Origin of the sequence: Azorhizobium caulinodans ORS 571, assembly GCF_000010525.1 — a bacterium.
GTDB classification, from domain to species: Bacteria; Pseudomonadota; Alphaproteobacteria; order Rhizobiales; family Xanthobacteraceae; genus Azorhizobium; species Azorhizobium caulinodans.
In genome coordinates this window covers 1,752,951-1,771,246 of the sequence record NC_009937.1, presented here as the reverse complement: position 1 = coordinate 1,771,246, position 18,296 = coordinate 1,752,951, and the positions used below count along the sequence as shown (strand labels likewise).

17 protein-coding genes are annotated in these 18,296 nt (G+C 68.3%); 11 read left to right on the top strand and 6 right to left on the bottom strand.

What is annotated here, in order from left to right; translation table 11 throughout:
• Positions 1 to 2 precede the first annotated feature (2 nt).
• Positions 3 to 1,592, bottom strand: a complete 1,590-nt coding sequence (locus AZC_RS24355) for a glucosamine inositolphosphorylceramide transferase family protein (protein ID WP_052285895.1) — start codon at positions 1,590 to 1,592, stop codon at positions 3 to 5.
• Between the two features lie 108 nt (positions 1,593 to 1,700).
• Complete coding sequence (locus AZC_RS08030; protein ID WP_244421810.1) at positions 1,701 to 1,928, bottom strand: hypothetical protein; 228 nt, start codon at positions 1,926 to 1,928, stop codon at positions 1,701 to 1,703.
• Between the two features lie 429 nt (positions 1,929 to 2,357).
• Here AZC_RS08030 and AZC_RS08025 point away from each other — a divergent pair, with 429 nt between their 5' ends.
• The 8 genes from AZC_RS08025 to AZC_RS07990 all read left to right on the top strand — a co-directional run bounded on the left by AZC_RS08025 (position 2,358) and on the right by AZC_RS07990 (position 11,204).
• Positions 2,358 to 4,028 (top strand): ABC transporter substrate-binding protein, encoded by a 1,671-nt coding sequence (locus tag AZC_RS08025; RefSeq protein ID WP_081433946.1) that lies wholly within the window; start codon positions 2,358 to 2,360, stop codon positions 4,026 to 4,028.
• A gap of 437 nt (positions 4,029 to 4,465) precedes the next feature.
• Entirely contained in the window at positions 4,466 to 5,419 is a 954-nt protein-coding gene (locus tag AZC_RS08020; protein ID WP_012170081.1) for an ABC transporter permease, read from the top strand.
• Position 5,420: 1 nt separating this feature from the next.
• Positions 5,421 to 6,305, top strand: coding sequence for an ABC transporter permease (locus AZC_RS08015; protein WP_012170080.1), 885 nt, complete (start codon positions 5,421 to 5,423; stop codon positions 6,303 to 6,305).
• A gap of 1 nt (position 6,306) precedes the next feature.
• Positions 6,307 to 7,344 carry an ABC transporter ATP-binding protein gene (locus AZC_RS08010; RefSeq protein ID WP_012170079.1) on the top strand — a complete coding sequence of 346 codons (1,038 nt, stop codon included), beginning with the start codon at positions 6,307 to 6,309 and terminating at the stop codon, positions 7,342 to 7,344.
• Positions 7,341 to 7,544 carry a hypothetical protein gene (locus AZC_RS08005; protein ID WP_043879066.1) on the top strand — a complete coding sequence of 68 codons (204 nt, stop codon included), beginning with the start codon at positions 7,341 to 7,343 and terminating at the stop codon, positions 7,542 to 7,544. The genes AZC_RS08010 and AZC_RS08005 overlap by 4 nt, the downstream gene beginning before the upstream one ends.
• Entirely contained in the window at positions 7,541 to 8,953 is a 1,413-nt protein-coding gene (locus tag AZC_RS08000) for an amidase (protein WP_012170078.1), read from the top strand. Before AZC_RS08005 ends, AZC_RS08000 begins: the two co-directional genes overlap by 4 nt.
• Entirely contained in the window at positions 8,950 to 9,945 is a 996-nt protein-coding gene (locus AZC_RS07995) for an ABC transporter ATP-binding protein (RefSeq protein ID WP_012170077.1), read from the top strand. Before AZC_RS08000 ends, AZC_RS07995 begins: the two co-directional genes overlap by 4 nt.
• Positions 9,945 to 11,204, top strand: a complete 1,260-nt coding sequence (locus AZC_RS07990) for a Zn-dependent hydrolase (RefSeq protein ID WP_012170076.1) — start codon at positions 9,945 to 9,947, stop codon at positions 11,202 to 11,204. The genes AZC_RS07995 and AZC_RS07990 overlap by 1 nt, the downstream gene beginning before the upstream one ends.
• A 33-nt stretch (positions 11,205 to 11,237) precedes the next feature.
• Here the strand turns inward: AZC_RS07990 and AZC_RS07985 are convergent, their stop codons facing one another.
• From AZC_RS07985 to AZC_RS07970, 4 genes are all read right to left on the bottom strand, one after another.
• A complete protein-coding gene (locus AZC_RS07985; protein ID WP_012170075.1) occupies positions 11,238 to 11,777 on the bottom strand; it encodes a DUF4142 domain-containing protein in 540 nt (179 codons plus the stop codon).
• A gap of 69 nt (positions 11,778 to 11,846) precedes the next feature.
• Positions 11,847 to 13,322, bottom strand: coding sequence for a methyl-accepting chemotaxis protein (locus AZC_RS07980; RefSeq protein ID WP_012170074.1), 1,476 nt, complete (start codon positions 13,320 to 13,322; stop codon positions 11,847 to 11,849).
• A gap of 174 nt (positions 13,323 to 13,496) precedes the next feature.
• Complete coding sequence (locus AZC_RS07975; RefSeq protein WP_012170073.1) at positions 13,497 to 13,928, bottom strand: DUF6163 family protein; 432 nt, start codon at positions 13,926 to 13,928, stop codon at positions 13,497 to 13,499.
• A complete protein-coding gene (locus AZC_RS07970) occupies positions 13,925 to 14,995 on the bottom strand; it encodes an enoyl-CoA hydratase/isomerase family protein (protein WP_043879065.1) in 1,071 nt (356 codons plus the stop codon). Before AZC_RS07970 ends, AZC_RS07975 begins: the two co-directional genes overlap by 4 nt.
• 271 nt (positions 14,996 to 15,266) lie before the next feature.
• On the opposite strand from AZC_RS07970, the gene hemB reads away from it, so the two are divergent.
• From hemB to AZC_RS07955, 3 genes are all read left to right on the top strand, one after another.
• Positions 15,267 to 16,316, top strand: a complete 1,050-nt coding sequence (hemB, locus tag AZC_RS07965) for a porphobilinogen synthase (protein WP_043879064.1) — start codon at positions 15,267 to 15,269, stop codon at positions 16,314 to 16,316.
• A 77-nt stretch (positions 16,317 to 16,393) separates the two neighbouring features.
• Complete coding sequence (locus AZC_RS07960; RefSeq protein WP_148209820.1) at positions 16,394 to 17,647, top strand: branched-chain amino acid ABC transporter permease; 1,254 nt, start codon at positions 16,394 to 16,396, stop codon at positions 17,645 to 17,647.
• Positions 17,648 to 17,730: 83 nt separating this feature from the next.
• Positions 17,731 to 18,267 carry an RDD family protein gene (locus AZC_RS07955; protein ID WP_043880146.1) on the top strand — a complete coding sequence of 179 codons (537 nt, stop codon included), beginning with the start codon at positions 17,731 to 17,733 and terminating at the stop codon, positions 18,265 to 18,267.
• Positions 18,268 to 18,296: the final 29 nt, after the last annotated feature.

Here is an 18,296-nt window from a genome sequence, read left to right as displayed (position 1 = left end):
GGTCAGTGCTTTCCGAACCAGCGCGGGAACGGCCAGTAAAAGGCACGGCCGCCCAGCACCGCCTGATAATGCCGGCCGTCCACCACCTCGAAGCGGCCGGTGGCGTCATAGGCATGAACACCATTCATGCGGAAATCGAACGCATTGACCTCGGCCACCGTGCGCTGGCGATAGCCGCCCGCATCCAGCCGCTCGACCTCATACAACCCGAGACCCGCGCCATAACCGCCCGCGCAATTCTGCGCCAGCCGCCGCAGCTTCCCGTCCTGCCACCACATGCGACCGCCGGGCCGGGCCCGGCGTACGTCGGAGAGGACCGGATTGTCGCCCACGCGCGTCCATGGCCCGCACAGCGCCGTGGCCCGGAAGACATGGAGCTCGTCCCAGCCGGAGCCGCCATAATCCAGCACGGCCGCGAACATCAGCCAGCCGTCCGGCTCGCGCACCACGCAGGGATCAACGATGTCGATGTCCGTCAGCGGCAGGCAGTGCAGTTCCCAGCGGGTGGGGAAATCCACCGCGCGATAGACCTCCACCCGCCGGCGGGCGAGCGTCTCAGGGATCATGTAGATCTCGCCCTCGGCGGCGAACACCAAGGGATTGGAGAGGTGATAGCTGGTGGCGAGCGCCGGCCGCGCCGGGCCGATCTCGCCGGCCGCCGAAACCTCGGACACGGAGATGATGGCCTTGCCCTCCGCCCACTCCCAATCCTCGTAGAAGAGGAAGGTGCGACCGTCCCTTTCGAACAGGAACGGATCGGCATAGAAGCGGCCGGGCGGCGCCTCGATGAAGCGGAAGCCCTGCGCCCAGGCGCGGCTGCCCCAGGGCGGGTCCTTGTCCGTGCGGCGGCGGAGGCCAATGCGCCACTGGTCCCGCACCAGCACGTAGGGCACGAGGCAGCGGCGGAAGAAGTGGCGCAGACGGAAGCGGGTGAACTCAGCTGCTGAAACCGGCCCCGGTAGCGGCGGCAGGGTCTGGTCAATGGTGGCGCGCGCCTCGGCGCAGAAGGCTTCGCCGCCGATGCGGGCAAGCCGATCCAGCGCCCGCCGCACCAGCGCCCGCGCCTTCCAGGCCACGGGCGCGCGGGTGCGCCAGAACGAGCGGTCATTCACATGGGACGTGGAGCGCGCGACCACGAGCGGTGCGCCTCCCCCGGCCGGCGTCAGGATCAATGCAAGATCGCAGCTCAGCGCGCCGTCGGCCACCGCGCGGAACAGGGCGGCACATTCGGCCAGCAGACGCTCGCCGTCGAAGGCGAGATGGAAGGTGCCGAGCCGGGAGGGCTGCGCTGCGCCGGCGCCTCCGCCGAAGTCGAGCACGAGGTCGAGTTGCGGTTCGGGCCCGCGCGGGGTGTGCTCCGGCAAGGAGAGGGGGCGGCGCATGAGGGGATCGGGTGCGCCGGCGGTCCGCGCCGCATCCGCCCGCACCGCTGCCGCCAGGGCCGGCAGAACCGCCGGAGCGGGCACCGTGTCCCGGGCGATCGTCGCGATCTCCGCGACGTCGCCACCGGAAATGTCATCCAGGAGACGGTGGATCCACTCGGGTACATCCCCCGGCTCGAGGACGACGCCCACCTTCAGCTTGCCCGCCATTCCATCCGCCCATGGACCGGACCGCCGCGCGAGGCGGCCCGGCGTTCCTTCGATCCCGTCGCGGATGATACGCGCGCCGCCGGGCGCGCGTCACGTCATGCCCGGACCTCAGTGGTTCTCGCGCAGGATGTCGAGCAGGGCCACGGCCACATCACGGGTCACGCGGCGGCGGTACTTGGAATGGACGAGCTGTCCGTTGTGGTAGATGTCCTGCTCCACATAGAGCATCTTCCCATCCCACCGCACGATATTGTCACTCTCGACCGTCTCGATGACGCCGAGTGCCTCGATGAACTGGCCTTCCGGCTGGCGCATCGTCTTTGCGGTTCCGCCCATGGGTATCCTCACTGACTGCGGCTGCCGCCGCGGACCGGTCGAAGCACCTGCCGGCCTCTTCTCTCGGGCCGCTGCGGCCCATATGCAGGATAGCGGAAGGCCACGGTCCGGCAAGGCGGCGTCTTGACCGGTCGCCCGTGTGCCTAAGGAGTGGCCGCATCTCGTCTGCCACCCGGATGGCCGGCGCGGCAGAAGTACGCATCAACGACCGTTGCAGCCCCTCCGGGAGCACCAGCCCCAGGCGTCCTGACCTCCCTTTGCCGCCGCCACGGGCGACTGCCTCAATCCGAATGCCCAAAACATGGGCATTTCCTCAATTTATCGACAGATCGTCTGCTTTTTCTCCGTTTGCGCCCAACCTTACGCAACGTCCGCAACCTTGGCACAGCCGTTGCTTAGAACCTGTCGAACCACAGGGGAAGCTTGCCCATGCTGTCTATCCGAAAGAGGCCTGCCCACCGTCTGCCGCTCACGCTCGCGGCCGCCCTTCTGACCGGCTGCACGCTCGTCTCGGGCGCGGCGCTGGCCGAGAGCACGCTGCGCATCGGCATGACGGCGGCGGACATCCCGCGCACCCTCGGACAGCCGGACCAGGGCTTCGAGGGCAACCGCTTCACCGGCCTCACCATGTATGACGCGCTGGTGAACTGGGACCTGTCCTCCGCCACCAAGCCTTCGGTTCTGGTGCCGGGCCTCGCCACCGAATGGAAGGTGGACGACGCCGACAAGACCAAGTGGACCTTCAAGCTGCGTCCCGACGTGAAGTTCCACGACGGCTCGCCCTTCAATGCCGATGCCGTGGTGTGGAACGTGGACAAGGTGCTCAACCAGAGCGCCCCCCAGTTCGACGCCAGCCAGGTGGGCGTGACCGCCTCGCGCATGCCGACCCTCGTCTCGGCGAAGAAGATCGACGACCTGACCGTTGAGCTGGTGACCAAGGAGCCGGACAGCTTCCTGCCCTACAACATCACCAATCTCTTCATGGCGAGCCCCACCCAGTGGAAGAAGTTCTTTGACGCGGCCGAGGGCGCCGACGCCAAGGCGAAATCGCAGGCCGCCTGGGCCGCCTTCGCCAAGGATGCCTCCGGCACCGGCCCGTGGAAGATGTCCAAGTTCGTGCCGCGCGAGCGCCTCGAGCTGGTGAAGAACACCGACTATTGGGACAAGGGCCGCGTGCCCAAGACCGACAAGATGGTGCTCCTGCCGATGCCGGAGGCCAATGCCCGCACGGCGGCCCTCCTCGCCGGACAGGTGGACTGGATCGAGGCTCCAGCGCCGGACGCTCTGCCGCAGTTGCGCCAGCGCGGCTTCATGATCCGCTCCAACGAGCAGCCGCACGTGTGGCCATGGCAATTCTCCCGCGTGGAAGGCTCGCCGTGGAACGACATCCGCGTGCGCAAGGCGGCCAATCTGTGCGTGGACCGCGAGGGCATGCGCGACGGCCTGCTCGGCGGCCTGATGGCGCCGGCCACCGGCACGGTCGAGCCCGGCCACCCGTGGCGCGGCAATCCGACCTTCCAGATCAAGTATGATCCGGAAGCCGGCAAGAAGCTGATGCAGGAGGCCGGCTTCGGCCCCAGCAAGAAGCTCACCGTCAAGATCCAGACGTCGGCCTCCGGCTCCGGCCAGATGCTGCCGCTGCCCATGAACGAATATCTCCAGCAGGCGCTGGCCGAGTGCTATTTCGACGTGCAGCTCGACGTCATCGAGTGGAACACGCTGTTCACCAACTGGCGCCGTGGCGCGAAGGACCCGAGCGCCAACGGCTCGAACGCCATCAACGTCACCTATGCGGCGATGGACCCCTTCTTCGCCCTCGTGCGCTTCCTCCAGTCCGGCATGGCGCCGCCCACCTCGAACAACTGGGGCTTCATCAACAACCCCAAGTTCGACGAACTGGTGAAGAAGGCCCGCTCCACCTTCGACCCGGCGGCGCGCGACGCGGCGCTGGCCGAACTGCACGCGGCCTCCGTGGACGACGCGGCCTTCCTCTACGTGGCCCACGACGTCGGCCCGCGGGCGCTGAGCCCGAAGGTCTCCGGCCTCGTGCAGCCCAAGAGCTGGTTCGTGGACTTCTCGCCCGTGGTGGTGGCGCCGTGAGAGGGGCGTGAAGGGCTGCAACTCGCAAATCGAGCCAAGCCTCTGCTCAACATGCGGGAGAGCCCTCCCCCCTTGCGGGGGAGGGTTGGGAGGGGGGTAGAACGGCCGGAGCCGGACGTTCCCTCTCCCCTCGAAGTGCATGAAGAGCAGGCGTGCCTCGATACGGCAGCAGCCTACAGCGGAGAGGGTCTTACCCCCCTCCCCACCCCTCCCCCACAAGGGGGGAGGGAGCTGCCCGATCCGCCTCGGGCGCACGCTACCCGCCCCACACGACAAGCCCCTCTCCCGCCCGCGGGGGAGGGTCGGGGAGGGGGAAAGCCGGAACGCTTCCGCTCTCCCTCTCGCAGCACTGGAGGGCGCGCCCTCCCCTCCCCCGCACGCGGGTGAGGCCCAGCCGGGGAACCGGCCGTCACAGTCCAACCGCCCAGGGTGGTCTCTTGCTCGCTTATATTGCCCGCCGGATCATCTATGTGATCCCCATCGTGCTCAGCGTCGCGCTGGTGTGCTTCCTCCTGGTGCACATCACCCCCGGCGATCCGCTGGTGGCCATCCTGCCCGCCGATGCCTCGCAGGAGCTCGCCGCCCAGCTGCGGGCCGCCTATGGCTTCGACCGGCCGCTGCCGGTGCAGTTCGGCCTCTGGGTCTGGAAGGCGCTGCATGGCGATCTCGGCACCTCCATCGCCACCGGCCGCCCGGTCTTTTCCGAGGTGATGCGGGCGGTGCAGAACACCTTCATCCTCGCCTGCGCCGCGTCGCTTATCGGCTTCACGCTCGGCGTCTTCTTCGGCCTCGTGGCCGGCTATTTCCGCGACACCTGGCTGGACAAGCTCGCTACCTCCATCGCGGTGGCCGGCGTCTCCGTGCCCCATTACTGGCTGGGCATGGTGATGGTCATCATCTTCTCGGTCACGCTCGGGTGGCTGCCGGCGGTGGGCGCCGGGCCCGGCGGCTCCAGCGAATGGCATTGGGACTGGGCGCATATCCAGTTCCTCATCCTGCCCGCCGTCACCATGTCGGTGATCCCCATGGGGATCGTCACGCGCACCATCCGCGCCCTCACCGGCGACATCCTGAGCCAGGACTTTGTTGAAGCGCTGCGCTCCAAGGGCCTTCGGGAAACCCGCGTCTTCCGCCATGTGGTGAAGAATGCCGCGCCCACCGCCATCGCCGTGATGGGCCTCCAGCTCGGCTATCTGCTCGGCGGCTCCATCCTCATCGAGACGGTGTTCTCGTGGCCCGGCACGGGCTTCCTGCTCAACTCGGCCATCTTCCAGCGCGACCTGCCGCTCCTTCAGGGCACCATTCTCGTGCTGGCGCTGTTCTTCGTCTTCCTCAACCTCGTGGTCGATATCGCCCAGGCGTCCATCGATCCGCGCATCAAGCGGGCCTGACATGACCGCAACGGACACCGCGCTTCAGGCCGCGCCGGCGCAGAAGGCGCGCGGCTATTGGGCGACCGTCGGCCGCCGCCTCACGCGGGACAAGGTGAGCATGGTCTGCGCCCTGATCCTGCTCGCCATCCTGCTGGCCGCGCTCCTCGCGCCTTATCTGCACCTCGCCGATCCCTATCAGGGCTCCATGGTGCGCCGGCTGCGCCACATCGGCACGCCGGGCTATCCGCTGGGCACCGACGAACTCGGCCGCGACATGCTCTCGCGCCTCATCTATGGCGGGCGCCTGTCGCTGCTCATCGGCATCCTGCCGGTGGTGCTGGCCTTCATCATCGGCACCAGCCTCGGCCTCGTGGCCGGCTATGCGGGTGGCTGGCTCAACACCGCCATCATGCGCACGGTGGACGTGTTCTACGCCTTCCCCTCCGTGCTGCTGGCCATCGCCATCTCGGGCGTGCTGGGGGCGGGCATCGTCAATTCCATCGTCTCGCTCACGGTGGTGTTCGTGCCGCAGATCACCCGCGTGGCGGAGAGCGTGACCACCGGCGTGCGCAATCTCGATTTCGTGGATGCCGCCCGTGCCTCGGGGGCCGGCGCCCTCACCATCATGCGCGTGCACATGCTGGGCAACGTGCTCGGCCCGATCTTCGTCTATTCGACCGGCCTGATCTCGGTGTCGATGATCCTGGCCGCCGGCCTCTCCTTCCTCGGCCTCGGCACCAAGCCGCCGGAGCCGGAATGGGGCCTGATGCTCAACACCCTGCGCACCGCCATCTATGTGAACCCGTGGGTGGCCGCCATGCCGGGCGTGATGATCTTCGCCGTCTCCATCTGCTTCAACCTCTTGAGTGACGGCCTGCGCAGCGCCATGGACATCAGGAACTGACATGCTGGAGCAGCTTGAAGACATTGGCGGCGCCGCGCAGCCTCTGCTGGAGGTGAAGGGCCTCGTGAAGCACTTCCCCGTGGGCGGAGGCCTCTTCGCCAGGAAGAAGATGGTGCAGGCGGTGGACGATGTGTCCTTCACCGTCGCCAAGGGCGAGACGGTGGGCATCGTCGGCGAGAGCGGATGCGGCAAGTCCACCACCGCGCGCCTGCTCATGCAGCTCATGCCCCGCAATGCCGGCGACATCGTCTTCGACGGCCAGTTGGTGGGCGAGGCTATGAGCCTGCGCGAGCTCAGGCGCGCCATGCAGATGGTGTTCCAGGACAGCTACGCCTCGCTCAACCCGCGCCTCACCATCGAGGAGAGCATCGCCTTCGGCCCCAAGGTGCACGGTATGGGCGATACCGAGGCGCGCACCCTCGCCCGTGACCTTCTCACCAAGGTGGGGCTGCGGCCCGAGACCTTCGCCAACCGCTATCCGCACGAGGTCTCCGGCGGCCAGCGCCAGCGCGTGAACATCGCCCGCGCGCTCGCCCTCAACCCGCGCCTCGTCATCCTCGATGAATCCGTCTCGGCCCTCGACAAGTCCGTTGAAGCGCAGGTGCTCAACCTGCTCATGGACCTGAAGCGCGAGTTCGGCCTCACCTATCTGTTCATCAGCCACGATCTCAACGTGGTGCGCTACATCTCCGACCGCGTGCTGGTGATGTATCTGGGGCAGGTGGTGGAGCTGGGGCCGGTGGATGCGGTGTGGGACAGCCCGGCCCACCCCTATACGCAGGCCCTCCTTGCCGCCATGCCGGCGAGCGATCCGGACCGGCGCACCGAAGTCGCGCCCATCACGGGCGATCCGCCGAACCCCATCGACCCGCCCTCCGGCTGCCGCTTCCACACCCGCTGCACCTTCTGCGAGGCGGTGTGCGAGAGCACCGTGCCGAAGCTCTCCGATGCCTTAACCGAAGGCCATCAGGCCGCCTGCCACATGGTCATTCCCGGGTCCGGCCACAGCCGCGCCCCCGCCGCCGAGACTGCCGCATGACTGAACGCCCCACCGCTGACAGCGTCACCGCCAACGCCCGACAGGTGCAGCTGGAACTTGCTCCGGAGACCGCCGCGCGCATTGCCCATGCGGTCGGCCCCGCCGTCGAACTGTTCGCGCCCGTGGCGGCAAGCCTGCCGTTCGACCTTGAGCCCGCCACCTTCCTCGTGACCCAGCGCCCGGCGGAGACACAGAAGTGACTGATATCGCCACGCTGTCGCTGACCGAGATCGCCGCCGCCATCGCCAACCGGCAGGTCTCCTCCCGCGAGGCGACGCAAGCCTGTCTCGACCGCATCGCCGACTGGCAGCCGCACCTCAACGCCTTCATCGCCCTTGAGCCGGACGAGGCCCTCAAAGCGGCCGACGCCGCCGACGCCGCGCTGGCGAAGGGGGAGAGCGCCGGCCCGCTGCACGGTGTGCCGCTCGCCCACAAGGACATGTTCTACGAGGCGGGCAAGGTGTGCACCTGCGGCACCGAAATTCGCCGCAGCTTCGTGCCGGACACCAGCTCCACGGCGCTGGCCCGCATCAAGGCGGCGGGCACCGTGCGGCTCGGCACGCTGCACATGGTGGAATTCGCCTTCGGGCCCACCGGCCACAATGTGCACTATGGCGACTGCCACAATCCGTGGAACGTCGCCCATGCACCGGGCGGCTCCTCCTCCGGCTCCGGCGCGGCGGTGGCGGCGCGGCTCACCTTTGCGGCGCTCGGCTCGGACACCGGCGGCTCGGTGCGCATGCCCGCCCATTTCTGCGGCGTCACCGGCCTCAAGACCACCGTGGGGCGCGTGAGCCGCTTCGGCGCCATGCCGCTCTCCCACTCGCTGGACACGGTGGGCACGCTGACCCGCACGGCGGAAGATGCCGCCTTGCTGCTCGGCCTCATGGCCGGCGCCGACCCGGCGGACCCGACGACGATCGGCGGCGATCTGCCCGATTATCTCGCCGCCACCAAGGGCGGCCTTGCCGGCCTCACCATCGGCATTCCCGACAGCTTCTATGTGGACGACATCTCGTCCGACACGGCAGCGGCGATGGACGCGACCATCGCCACGCTGGTGCGCGAGGGCGCCAACGTGGTGCGCGTGTCGCTGCCGGACCAGCGCCAGCTCTCCGCCGCCGCGCAGGTGCTGCTCGGGGTAGAGGCGAGCGCCATCCATCTGCCCTGGCTGCGCGAGCGGCCGCAGGACTATGGCGCGCAGGTCCGCGCGCGGGTGGAGAATGGCCACGCCTTCTCCGGCGTCGCCTATCTGGAGGCCCTGCGCTGGCGCGGCCCGGCCCTTGCCGCTCATCTCGCGGCGGTGACGGAGGTGGATGCGGTGCTGGCACCCGTCTGCCCCGCGCCCTCTCCGACTCTGGCGGAGACTGACGTGGGCGGCAGCTTCAATGCGGAGGCCGTCATCCAGGGCATCACGCGCTTCACCCGTCCGGTGAACTATCTCGGCCTGCCGGCGCTGGTGGTGCCCGTCGCCCGTGCCGCGAGCGGCCTGCCCGTCGGCTTCCAGTTCATCGGCCGCCCGTTCGCGGAGGACGTGCTGCTGCGCATCGGCGCCGGCTTCCAGCGCGCCACCGATTTCCATCTCGCCACGCCGGAGCTGCCCGCATGAGCCAGACCACGGCCGAAGCCCCGCTCGTCGAGATCGACGACCTCACCATCCGCTTCACCGGCGAGCGCACGGTCCATGCGGTGAACGGCGTGTCCCTCTCCCTGCCCAAGGGCCAGGTGCTGGGGCTGCTGGGAGAATCCGGCTCCGGCAAGAGCGTGACCATGCGCGCGCTCATGCGCCTCTTGCCGAAGAAGCGCACGCAGATTTCCGGCCGCATCCGCGTTGCCGGGCAGGACGTGCTGGCGCTCGATGACGATGCGCTCTCCGCCTTTCGCGGCCGCACCGTCTCCATGATCTTCCAGGAGCCGGCCCTCGCGCTCGATCCCGTCTATACGATCGGCGACCAGATCGCCGAATCGGTGATGCGCCATGAGGGCGCGAGCCACGCCACCGGCCGCGCCCGCGCGCTGGAGATGCTGGAACTGGTGCGCATCCCCTCCGCGAAGCGCCGGCTGGACGCCTATCCGCATGAAATGTCCGGCGGCATGCGCCAGCGCGCCATGATCGCTCTGGCGCTCGCCTGCCGTCCGCAGGTGCTGCTGGCGGACGAGCCCACCACGGCGCTTGATGCCACCGTGCAGATCCAGATCCTCCTGCTGCTGCGCGAGCTTCAGCGGGAGATGGGCATGTCGGTAATCTTCGTCACCCACGACATCGGCGTCGCCATCGAGATCTGCGACCGCGTGGCCGTCATGTATGCCGGCCAGATCGTCGAGACGGGTTCCATGCGCGACATCGTGCGCAGTCCGCAGCACCCCTATCCGCGCGGGCTGCTCGCCTCGACCGTCCATGGCGCGAAACGCGGCGCGCGGCTGGAGACCATTCCCGGCACCCCGCCCTCGCTGTCGGAGGCGCCCGCCTCCTGCTCCTTCGCCCCCCGCTGCAATTTCGCGCGGCAGATTTGCCGTGAACGCCTGCCCCCGGCTGTGGAACTCGCCCCCGGTCGGATCGTAAGGTGCGTGCTGGCTGAAGAAAACGTCCCGGTGATCTGATGTCCGAAAAGCCGTCCAACCTGCCCGTCAACAGCGACCGCCTCTGGGGCACCATCCTCGAGACCGCCGCCTTCGGCGCGACGCCCAAGGGAGGCGTGCGTCGCCTCACCCTCTCTCAGGAAGACCGCAAGGTCCGCGACTGGTTCAAGGCCGCCTGCGAGGCCGCTGGCTGCACCGTCACCGTGGACGCACTCGGCAACATGTTCGCCCTGCGGCCGGGCCGCGATCCTTCCCGCGCCCCCATCGGCCTCGGCTCGCATCTCGACACCCAGCCCACGGGCGGCAAGTTCGACGGCATCCTCGGCACGCTGGCGGCGCTGGAAGTTGTCCGCACGCTCAATGATGCCGGCATCGAGACAGAAGCGCCGCTCTGCGTCGCCAACTGGACCAATGAGGAAGGTTCCCGCTTCGCCCCGGCCATGATGGGTTCGGCGGCCTTCGTGGGCGACTTCACGGTGGAGAATATTCTCGGCCGCAAGGATGCGGAGGGCGTCACCGTGAAGGAGGCGCTGGAGGCCATCGGCTATGTGGGCGCCGCCCCGGTCGGCAGCCAGCCGTTCGAGGCCTTCGTGGAACTGCATATCGAGCAGGGGCCCATCCTCGAGGCCGAGAACAAGACCATTGGCGTGGTCGAGCACGGGCAGGGCATCGTCTGGTACGACGGCCACATCACCGGCTTCGAGAGCCATGCGGGCTCCACCCCCATGCCGCTGCGGCGCGACGCGCTCGCCACCTTCTCTCAGATCGTGCTGGCGGTCGAAGCCATCGCTCGCAAGCACGGGCCGGATGCGGTGGGCACGGTGGGCGAAGTCACTATCGCCAATCCCTCGCGCAATGTGATTCCAGGCGAGGTGAACTTCACCTGCGAGTTCCGCTCGCCCCATGCCGAGATTCTGAAGGCGCTGGAGGCGGATTTTGCCGCCGCCGTGACGGAGATCGCGGCCGGCCGCAAGGGCGTCACGGTGGAGATCGAGCAGGTGTGGCGGAAGGACCCCACCCATTTCGACCCGAAGGTCATCGGCGCCATCCGCGAGGCGGCGGAAGGGCTCGGCTACAGTAACCGGCCCATGGTCTCCGGCGCGGGGCACGATGCCTTCAACCTCGCCACCAGGATGCCGGTGGCGATGATCTTCGTGTCCTGCAAGGACGGCCTGAGCCACAATGAGCTGGAGGACGCGACGCAGGCCGATTGCACGGCCGGCGCCAACGTCCTGCTGCACACGGTGCTGTCGCTGGCCGGCGTCGCGAACGCTGCCTGACGAGGAGAGGGGCGGAGCGCCGCCCCTTCCCGCTCAGGTGTTGATGGCGATCTTCTCCACCTGCTCCAGATGATGCTGGAGCATGGGCAACGTCTGCTGCGCGAACTCCTTCAGCGCCGTCTGGTCGCCCTGGCGGGCGAAGGCGCCGAACAGGCCCACGGCCTGTTCGTGGGCGGTCTTCTGCGTCGCCACATATTGTGCGTCGAACTCGCGCTCGGGCACCGCCTTCAGCCGCTGCAACAGGGCATCATGCTCGGCATCAAGCGCCGCCGGCACGGATATGTCGCCATTGGCGGCGACGGCGGCGCGCTTCAGGTCGGCGGCGATGCGGGTGTGGTCGTCCACCATCTGCTGGGCGAAGCGGCGCACCGCCTCATTGCGGCTGCGGGTCAGCGCAAGCTTCGCGGCCTCGATCTCGAACAGACCGGCGATGGCGGCGGTTTCGACAAAGCGCGGCCCGGAGAGCGTGCCTGCAAGCTGGGCCGCGGCCTTCTGCGGCAACAGTGCTGCAAGGGCGACAAGCAGGGCACAGGCAAAGACTGCAGCCGGATGGCGCGTGCGGGCGATGGTCATGGGTGACCTCCTCGGTGCCCCGGGAGATCAACCAATGCTCCGCCCGCCTGTTCCGCGCGGCGGTCCGGATCAGGTCTTGAGAAGCGTTCCCACCTCGTTGGTGAGCCGTCCCGCGCACCCCCCCACCTGATCGGCAACCGAGCGCACCCGCAGCGCGGCGTCCCGGATTTCGCCGGTGGTGTCGGAGACGCCGGTGATCATCTGGCTCACCGAACGGTTGGTGACCACCTGTTCCTCGACGCCCGCCGACAGAGCAGTGAAGACCTCGCTCAACTGGCGCACGTTGCCGGAGATGTCGGAGACGGCCGTCGCCGCTGCCTCGCTGGCGGTCTGGACGGCAGAGACCTGCTGGCGAATGTCCTGCGTGGCATTCGCCGTCTGCATGGCGAGCGCCTTCACCTCCTGCGCCACCACCGCGAATCCCTTGCCGGCCTCGCCCACGCGCGCCGCCTCGATGGTGGCGTTCAGCGCGAGAAGGTTGGTCTGCGCCGCGATCTTGTCGATGAGGGCCGTGAAGGCGCCGATGCGCTCCACGCTCTCGGTGAGGCCGCTCACCAGCTGGTCGGTCGAGCGGGCGCGCTCGGCCACATCCTGCGACATGCCCGTGGCCTGCCGGATCTGGCTGGAAATCTCGTCGAAGGAGGCGGACATCTCCACCGCCGCGGCGGAGACGGCCGCTGCCGTCTGGTCGGAGCTCTGCGTCAGTTCGAGCAGGCGCGAGCTGGACTGCTGCATCTCGGCCGAAGTGTCGGTCATGGACCCGACCACCTCGTTGACGCTGTTGGCGAGCGCAACGCTCTCGGTGACCACCGCCCAGGTGACCATGGGGCCCACATAGTTGCCCTTCTGGTCCTTGATGGCCGAAACGCGCAGGCGCAGCGTCTCGGGTCCGACCTTGATGTTGGCCTGATGCGGCAGGTTCGAGGGGTCCGCGAGCATCCGGCGCTGGTGGGCCGGGGCCTTGTGAAACACGTCGATGGAGGTGCCGATGAGATCGGCGGCCTTCACCGGCAGATACTGCTCGATGCGCTTGAGCGTCTCGCGGCTGGCGCGATTCGCAAAATCGATGCGGAAATCGTCGAGGGTGCAGGTCATCACGTTGATCGGCATTTCCTCGATCATCTGGAGCAGACGCTCGGTCTTCTCCTCATGCTCGACGGCCTTGGTGATGACGCTCCAGGTGAGCTGAACATAGGCATAGGCGCCGCGGGCGTCGCGCACCGCATTGATGTTGAGCTCAAGAATCTCGTCGCCCGCCTTGATCCGCGCGGTGTGGGGCAGGTTCTTCGGATCGGCGAGGAGGCGGCGCTGGTGCGAAGGGTTCTTGTGAAAGATGTCGATGGAAGAGCCCAGCACCTGGTCCGCCTTCACGGGCAGGACATGCTCAATGGATTTGAGGAGCTGGACCGAAGCCTTGTTGAGATAGCAGATCACCAGATTCTGCGGTTCGCAGAGCATGACCGCGGAAGGCAGATTGTCGAGGAACTGCGCCGCTGCACCGATCGAAGCGGTGTCACGGCGAAACGGAAATGCAGCAACGGCCATGGAGCCCCCCTTTTTCTCGTGTGGGGTGCCGCCGTCCAGACAAGACCGCGATCATGTTCCAGCGCCACCATACGACTAAAGGTTGTGTAGGCAATGGACCTTGCGTGAAACTGCTTCGCAAGCGTTATGATCATACATCCAACCGCCGCCGGGCAACGTAGCGGCGGGTTGGCGTCAATCCTGATCGCTCTCCCGCGCGGCGCGGATGGAGAGCACCGCATAGGCGATGACGAGGGCCACCTCGAACAGGGTGAAGACCAGCAGGCGCGACATGCCGTCGGGCGCCCAGGCGCCGACCACAACCTGACTGGCGGTGGCAAGCAGCCAGAGCACCACGGCCCATCCGGCCCCGAGCCACAGGCCGACGCCCGCGATGGGATCGATGATGGCCGACCAGATGACGACGCCCTGCGCCGCCATGGGCAAGCTCTCAAAGCGCGTCTCGCGCCCATCACCCACGCCGCAGATCATTGCCCAGTGGTAGATGCCCTCCAGCAGAAGGAAGAAGGCGACCGCGCGCAGGAAGAAGACCAGGCGCCGACGCCAGGGCGTCAGGCGTTCCATGCGCGCGCGGGCGCTGGCATCGATGGGGTCGTAATGGCTCATGCGGTTCCGGCCGGAAATTCCAGTTCCTCGGCAATGGGATCGAAATGCGCCGCAATGGCGGCAGGATCCACATCAGCGAGCCGCGGCGGCTGCCAGCGGGGCGTATTGTCCTTGTCCACCAGCAGCGCCCGCACCCCTTCGTAGAAATCATGGCCATGGGCGACGCGGGTCACGACGCGGAATTCGGCTTTCAGGGCCTCGCCGAGGCTGAGAGCCGGGCCGCGCCGCATCTGCTCGGCGGCAATCGCCAGGCTGGTGGGCGATTTGGTGTGGAGGGCCGCCGCGGTCTCGCGCGCGAAATCCGCCTCCGGCCCGCCACGCCCGGCGGCGGCATCGAGCGCTGCCAGGACGGCGAACACGTCGGCCGAAGCGAAGGCCTCCGCGATGAAGGCTTCATGGGCGAGAATGGGCGCGGGACCCGGGTCCACCGCATGGGCGGCGAGCACCTCAGCCACCGCGCCGCCCGCGCACAGCGCCTCTTCCAGGGCGGACATGCCGGCGGAGGGCACCGCATGGGTCAGCAGACCCACGTGCAGGCCGTCGGCGGTCTTGATACGGTTGCCGGTGAAAGCGAGATAGACGCCAGCCGCCTTCGGCAGGCGCGGCAGCACATAGGTGCCGCCCACATCCGGAAAGAGGCCGATGTTCACTTCCGGCATGGCGAAGAGATAGCGATCCCCGCCCACCCGATAGGTGCCGTGGGCGGAGAGGCCGAAGCCGCCGCCCATGCAGATGCCGTCGATGAGCGAGACGAAGGGCTTGGGATAGGTCCCGATCAAATGATTGAGAACATATTCCTCGCGCCAGAAGGCGAGAGCCTCCGCCTGCCGCCCCGCGCGGCCGAGATCATAGATCTGCCGAACGTCGCCGCCGGCGCAGAAGGCGCGCTCGCCCGCCGCCTTCAGGATCACCCGCGTCACGCCAGGATCACGTGCCCACGCCCGCAACCGCGGATCGATGGCCTGCACCATGGCATGCGTCAAAGCGTTGAGGGCCTTGGGGCGATTGAGGGTGATGAGGCCGGCCGCGCCGCGGCGCTCGAACAGAACCTCGGGCTCAGGGGTCACGGGGGCTCCTCGCCACTGAAAGGACGGTGCAGGGTTAGACCCCGCGCAGGCCAGCGTCAACGCGAGCGGGCGGAAGCGCAAGGGCGCGGCATCGCAGCCCTCGCGCACGCTGTTTCGAGACGATATAAAGAGCCGGTCGCGATGCCTGCCGTTGCGGCATTTTTGTGCGCCCGCCCGGAGCTTCTGCAAGAGGCCGAAGCCTTCCCCGCCCGCGCGCCGGATAACGCCCGCCGCCCCGCCCGGTCGGCCGGTGCCAGAAGCGAGATTGACCATGACTGTTTCCCCCGCCCGCCTCCACTCCATCGATCCCGCGAAGGCAGCGGGCGGCCAGTCCCTCGATCTCGTCACCCGCCCCCGCCGCAACCGCAAGAGCGACTGGAGCCGGCGGCTGGTGCGCGAACACACGCTCACCGTCGATGACCTGATCTGGCCGATCTTCGTCGTCGAAGGCGAGAAGGTGCGCGAGAATGTGGCCTCCATGCCGGGCGTCGAGCGCCTGTCCATCGACGAGGCGGTGCGCGCAGCGGAAATGGCGGCAAAGCTGCGCATTCCCGCCCTCGCGCTCTTCCCCTACACAGAGCCGGGCCTGCGCGATCCGCACGGCTCCGAGGCGCTGAACGACAACAATCTCGTCTGCCGCGCGCTGCGCGCCATCAAGGCCCGCGTGCCGGAGATCGGCCTCATCACCGACGTGGCGCTCGATCCCTACACCAGCCATGGCCATGACGGCCTCATGGACGGCGAGCGCATCGTCAATGACGCGACGGTGGAAGTGCTGGTGCGCCAGTCCATCGTCCAGGCCCAATGCGGAGCCGATGTGATCGCCCCCTCCGACATGATGGATGGCCGCGTCGGCGCCATCCGCCTCGGCCTCGACAAGGCGGGCTTCGAGGACGTGCAGATCATGTCCTATGCGGCCAAGTACGCGTCGGCCTTCTATGGTCCGTTCCGCGATGCCATCGGCACCTCCAAGACCCTCATCGGCGACAAGCGCACCTATCAGATGGACCCCGCCAATGGCGCGGAAGCCATCCGGGAAGCCGCCCTTGATGTGGAGGAGGGCGCCGACATGCTGATGGTGAAGCCCGGCCTGCCCTATCTGGACGTGGTCTATCGCCTGAAGGAGGCCTTCGCGCTGCCCACCTATGCCTATCAGGTGTCCGGCGAGTACGCGATGATCGAGGGCGCCATCCGCAACGGCTGGCTCGACGGCAGCCGCGTGGTGGAGGAGAGCCTCATCGCCTTCAAGCGGGCGGGTGCCGACGGCATCCTCACCTACTTCGCCCCGCGCGTGGCCGAGCGGCTCGCCGCCGGCGCGTGACACCGGCGGCGCGCCTTCCGCTTTGCCTCTGGCCGTTGCTCGCGCTGCTGTGCGCGGGCTGCGGTTCGGTGGTGGACGTGGATCAGGCGCGCCTGTGCGAGCGGGTGCTGCCAGCGCTCCTGCCGGACGGCACCCGCATCGAGCGGGTGGAGAGCCGGCCGGCCGAGGCTGGATCGAGCGGCGTCACTCTCGCCTATTTCGCCCGCACCCCAGAGGATACGGCCGCCCGGCCGGACCGCATCACCTGCCGCTTCGCCGCCCCAACCGGGCCGGGGCGGCTTGATTTGGTGGGCGTCACCACCATCGAGGGCGATCTCGGCGAGGCTCGCCTGTTCATCCTCAAGCGCTGGTGGCTGGAGGCGGGCGGGGGCGCGGGCTTCCCTGCCCATTCCGCTCTCTTTCGCCTTCCGACGCCATGGGCCTACGGGCTCCAGCAGGCGCTGAACGCTTTGCCGAACATGACAGCCTATGCGGCGCTCGCCGCCGCTTTCACCCTCATCCATGGGCTGACGGGACGGATCATTCTCGCCATGGGCGAGATCGCTGTGGCCGGCGGCGGCGCCATGCTGGCGGTGGCCGCTCTCGCTCCGGCGACCGGCGCCTTCACGCTGGCCCATCTCCTGCTCGGGCTAGTGGCGGGCACCGCCACGGGCGGTCTCTGGATGCTCACCTTCGGCCGCCTTGTCCTGCGACGGATGGCGGAGCGGCGAGAGGCCTCGCAGGCGGTCATCATCGCCAGCATCGGTCTGGCCCTGGTGCTGCGCGAGGCCATGACGCTGGCCCAGAGCGGGTCCGGCCTCTGGCTCCCGCGCCTCGTTCACACCCCGATCCCGCTCGCCGGCAGTGCCGCCTTCACGGCCACGGTGACGCCCGCCATGATCGGCGGCGCGCTGGCCTCCGGCTGCGGCGTGGCCGGCGTGCTCGCTCTGCTGCGCTTCAGCCGCTTCGGACGGGGCTGGCGGGCCTTCCGCGACGATCCTCTGATGGCCTCGCTGTGTGCCGTGGCACCAAGCCGGCTGCTCGGGGCCACCTTCCTCCTCGCCGGTGCCCTGTCGGGGCTCGCGGGCGCCAGCCTCGTGCTCGTCTTCGGCAATGTGGACGCGGCCCTCGGCCTGCCGCTGACCCTGAAAACGCTGGCCGGCGCCATCCTCGGCGGCGTCGGTTCAGTCGGCGGGGCGGCGGCCGGCGGCCTGCTTGTCGGGGCGCTGGAGGGCGGCTGGTCTTCGGTCTGGGACATCGCCTGGCGCGACGTGGCGATCTATGGGCTCCTCATTCTTGGGCTCGTGGCGCGGCCGGAGGGCCTGTTCGGCTCCGGCACGCGGAATCTTTAGGTCCCGCGCGCCTGCGCTTCGGGCGCCGTGCCTTGCGCCTGCCGCACGGCACCACCACCTTTGTGCCCGAGGAGGCGGAAGCCATGAGCTACACTTCGCAGGACAACGGCCGGTCGGCGCCTTATGAGGGCGTGCGGCCCCATGCCTATGATCCCGTGGCCCAGCCGGAATATTTCGAGGGCGTGCTCGCCCGCCGGGCGCTCGCCTTCCTCGTGGACGCGGTGATGATCACCGCGCCCATCGGCCTTCTGGCCATTTTCATCTTCGTGTTCGGCCTCGTGACGCTGAGCCTCGGCTGGATGCTGTTCCCGCTGCTCAGTCCGGCCTTCGTGGTATGGGCCATCTGCTACAACGCCCTGACGCTCGGCGCCCCGGCCTCGGCGACGCTCGGCATGCGCCTCATGGATATCCAGATGCGCACCTGGTACGGCGCGCCGGCCTATTCCGTGCTCGGCGCGGCGCATGCGGTGCTGTTCTGGGTGTCGGTCAGCTTCTTCACGCCCTTCGTGCTGCTGGTGGCGCTGTTCAACGGCCGGCGCCGTCTCCTGCACGATTTCGCCCTCGGGACGGTGGTCGTGAACACGGAGGCTCGGGCCGCATCGCTGCGGCGCTGGCGATAAATGCATCCTGTCCGGTTCGATAAGTCTTT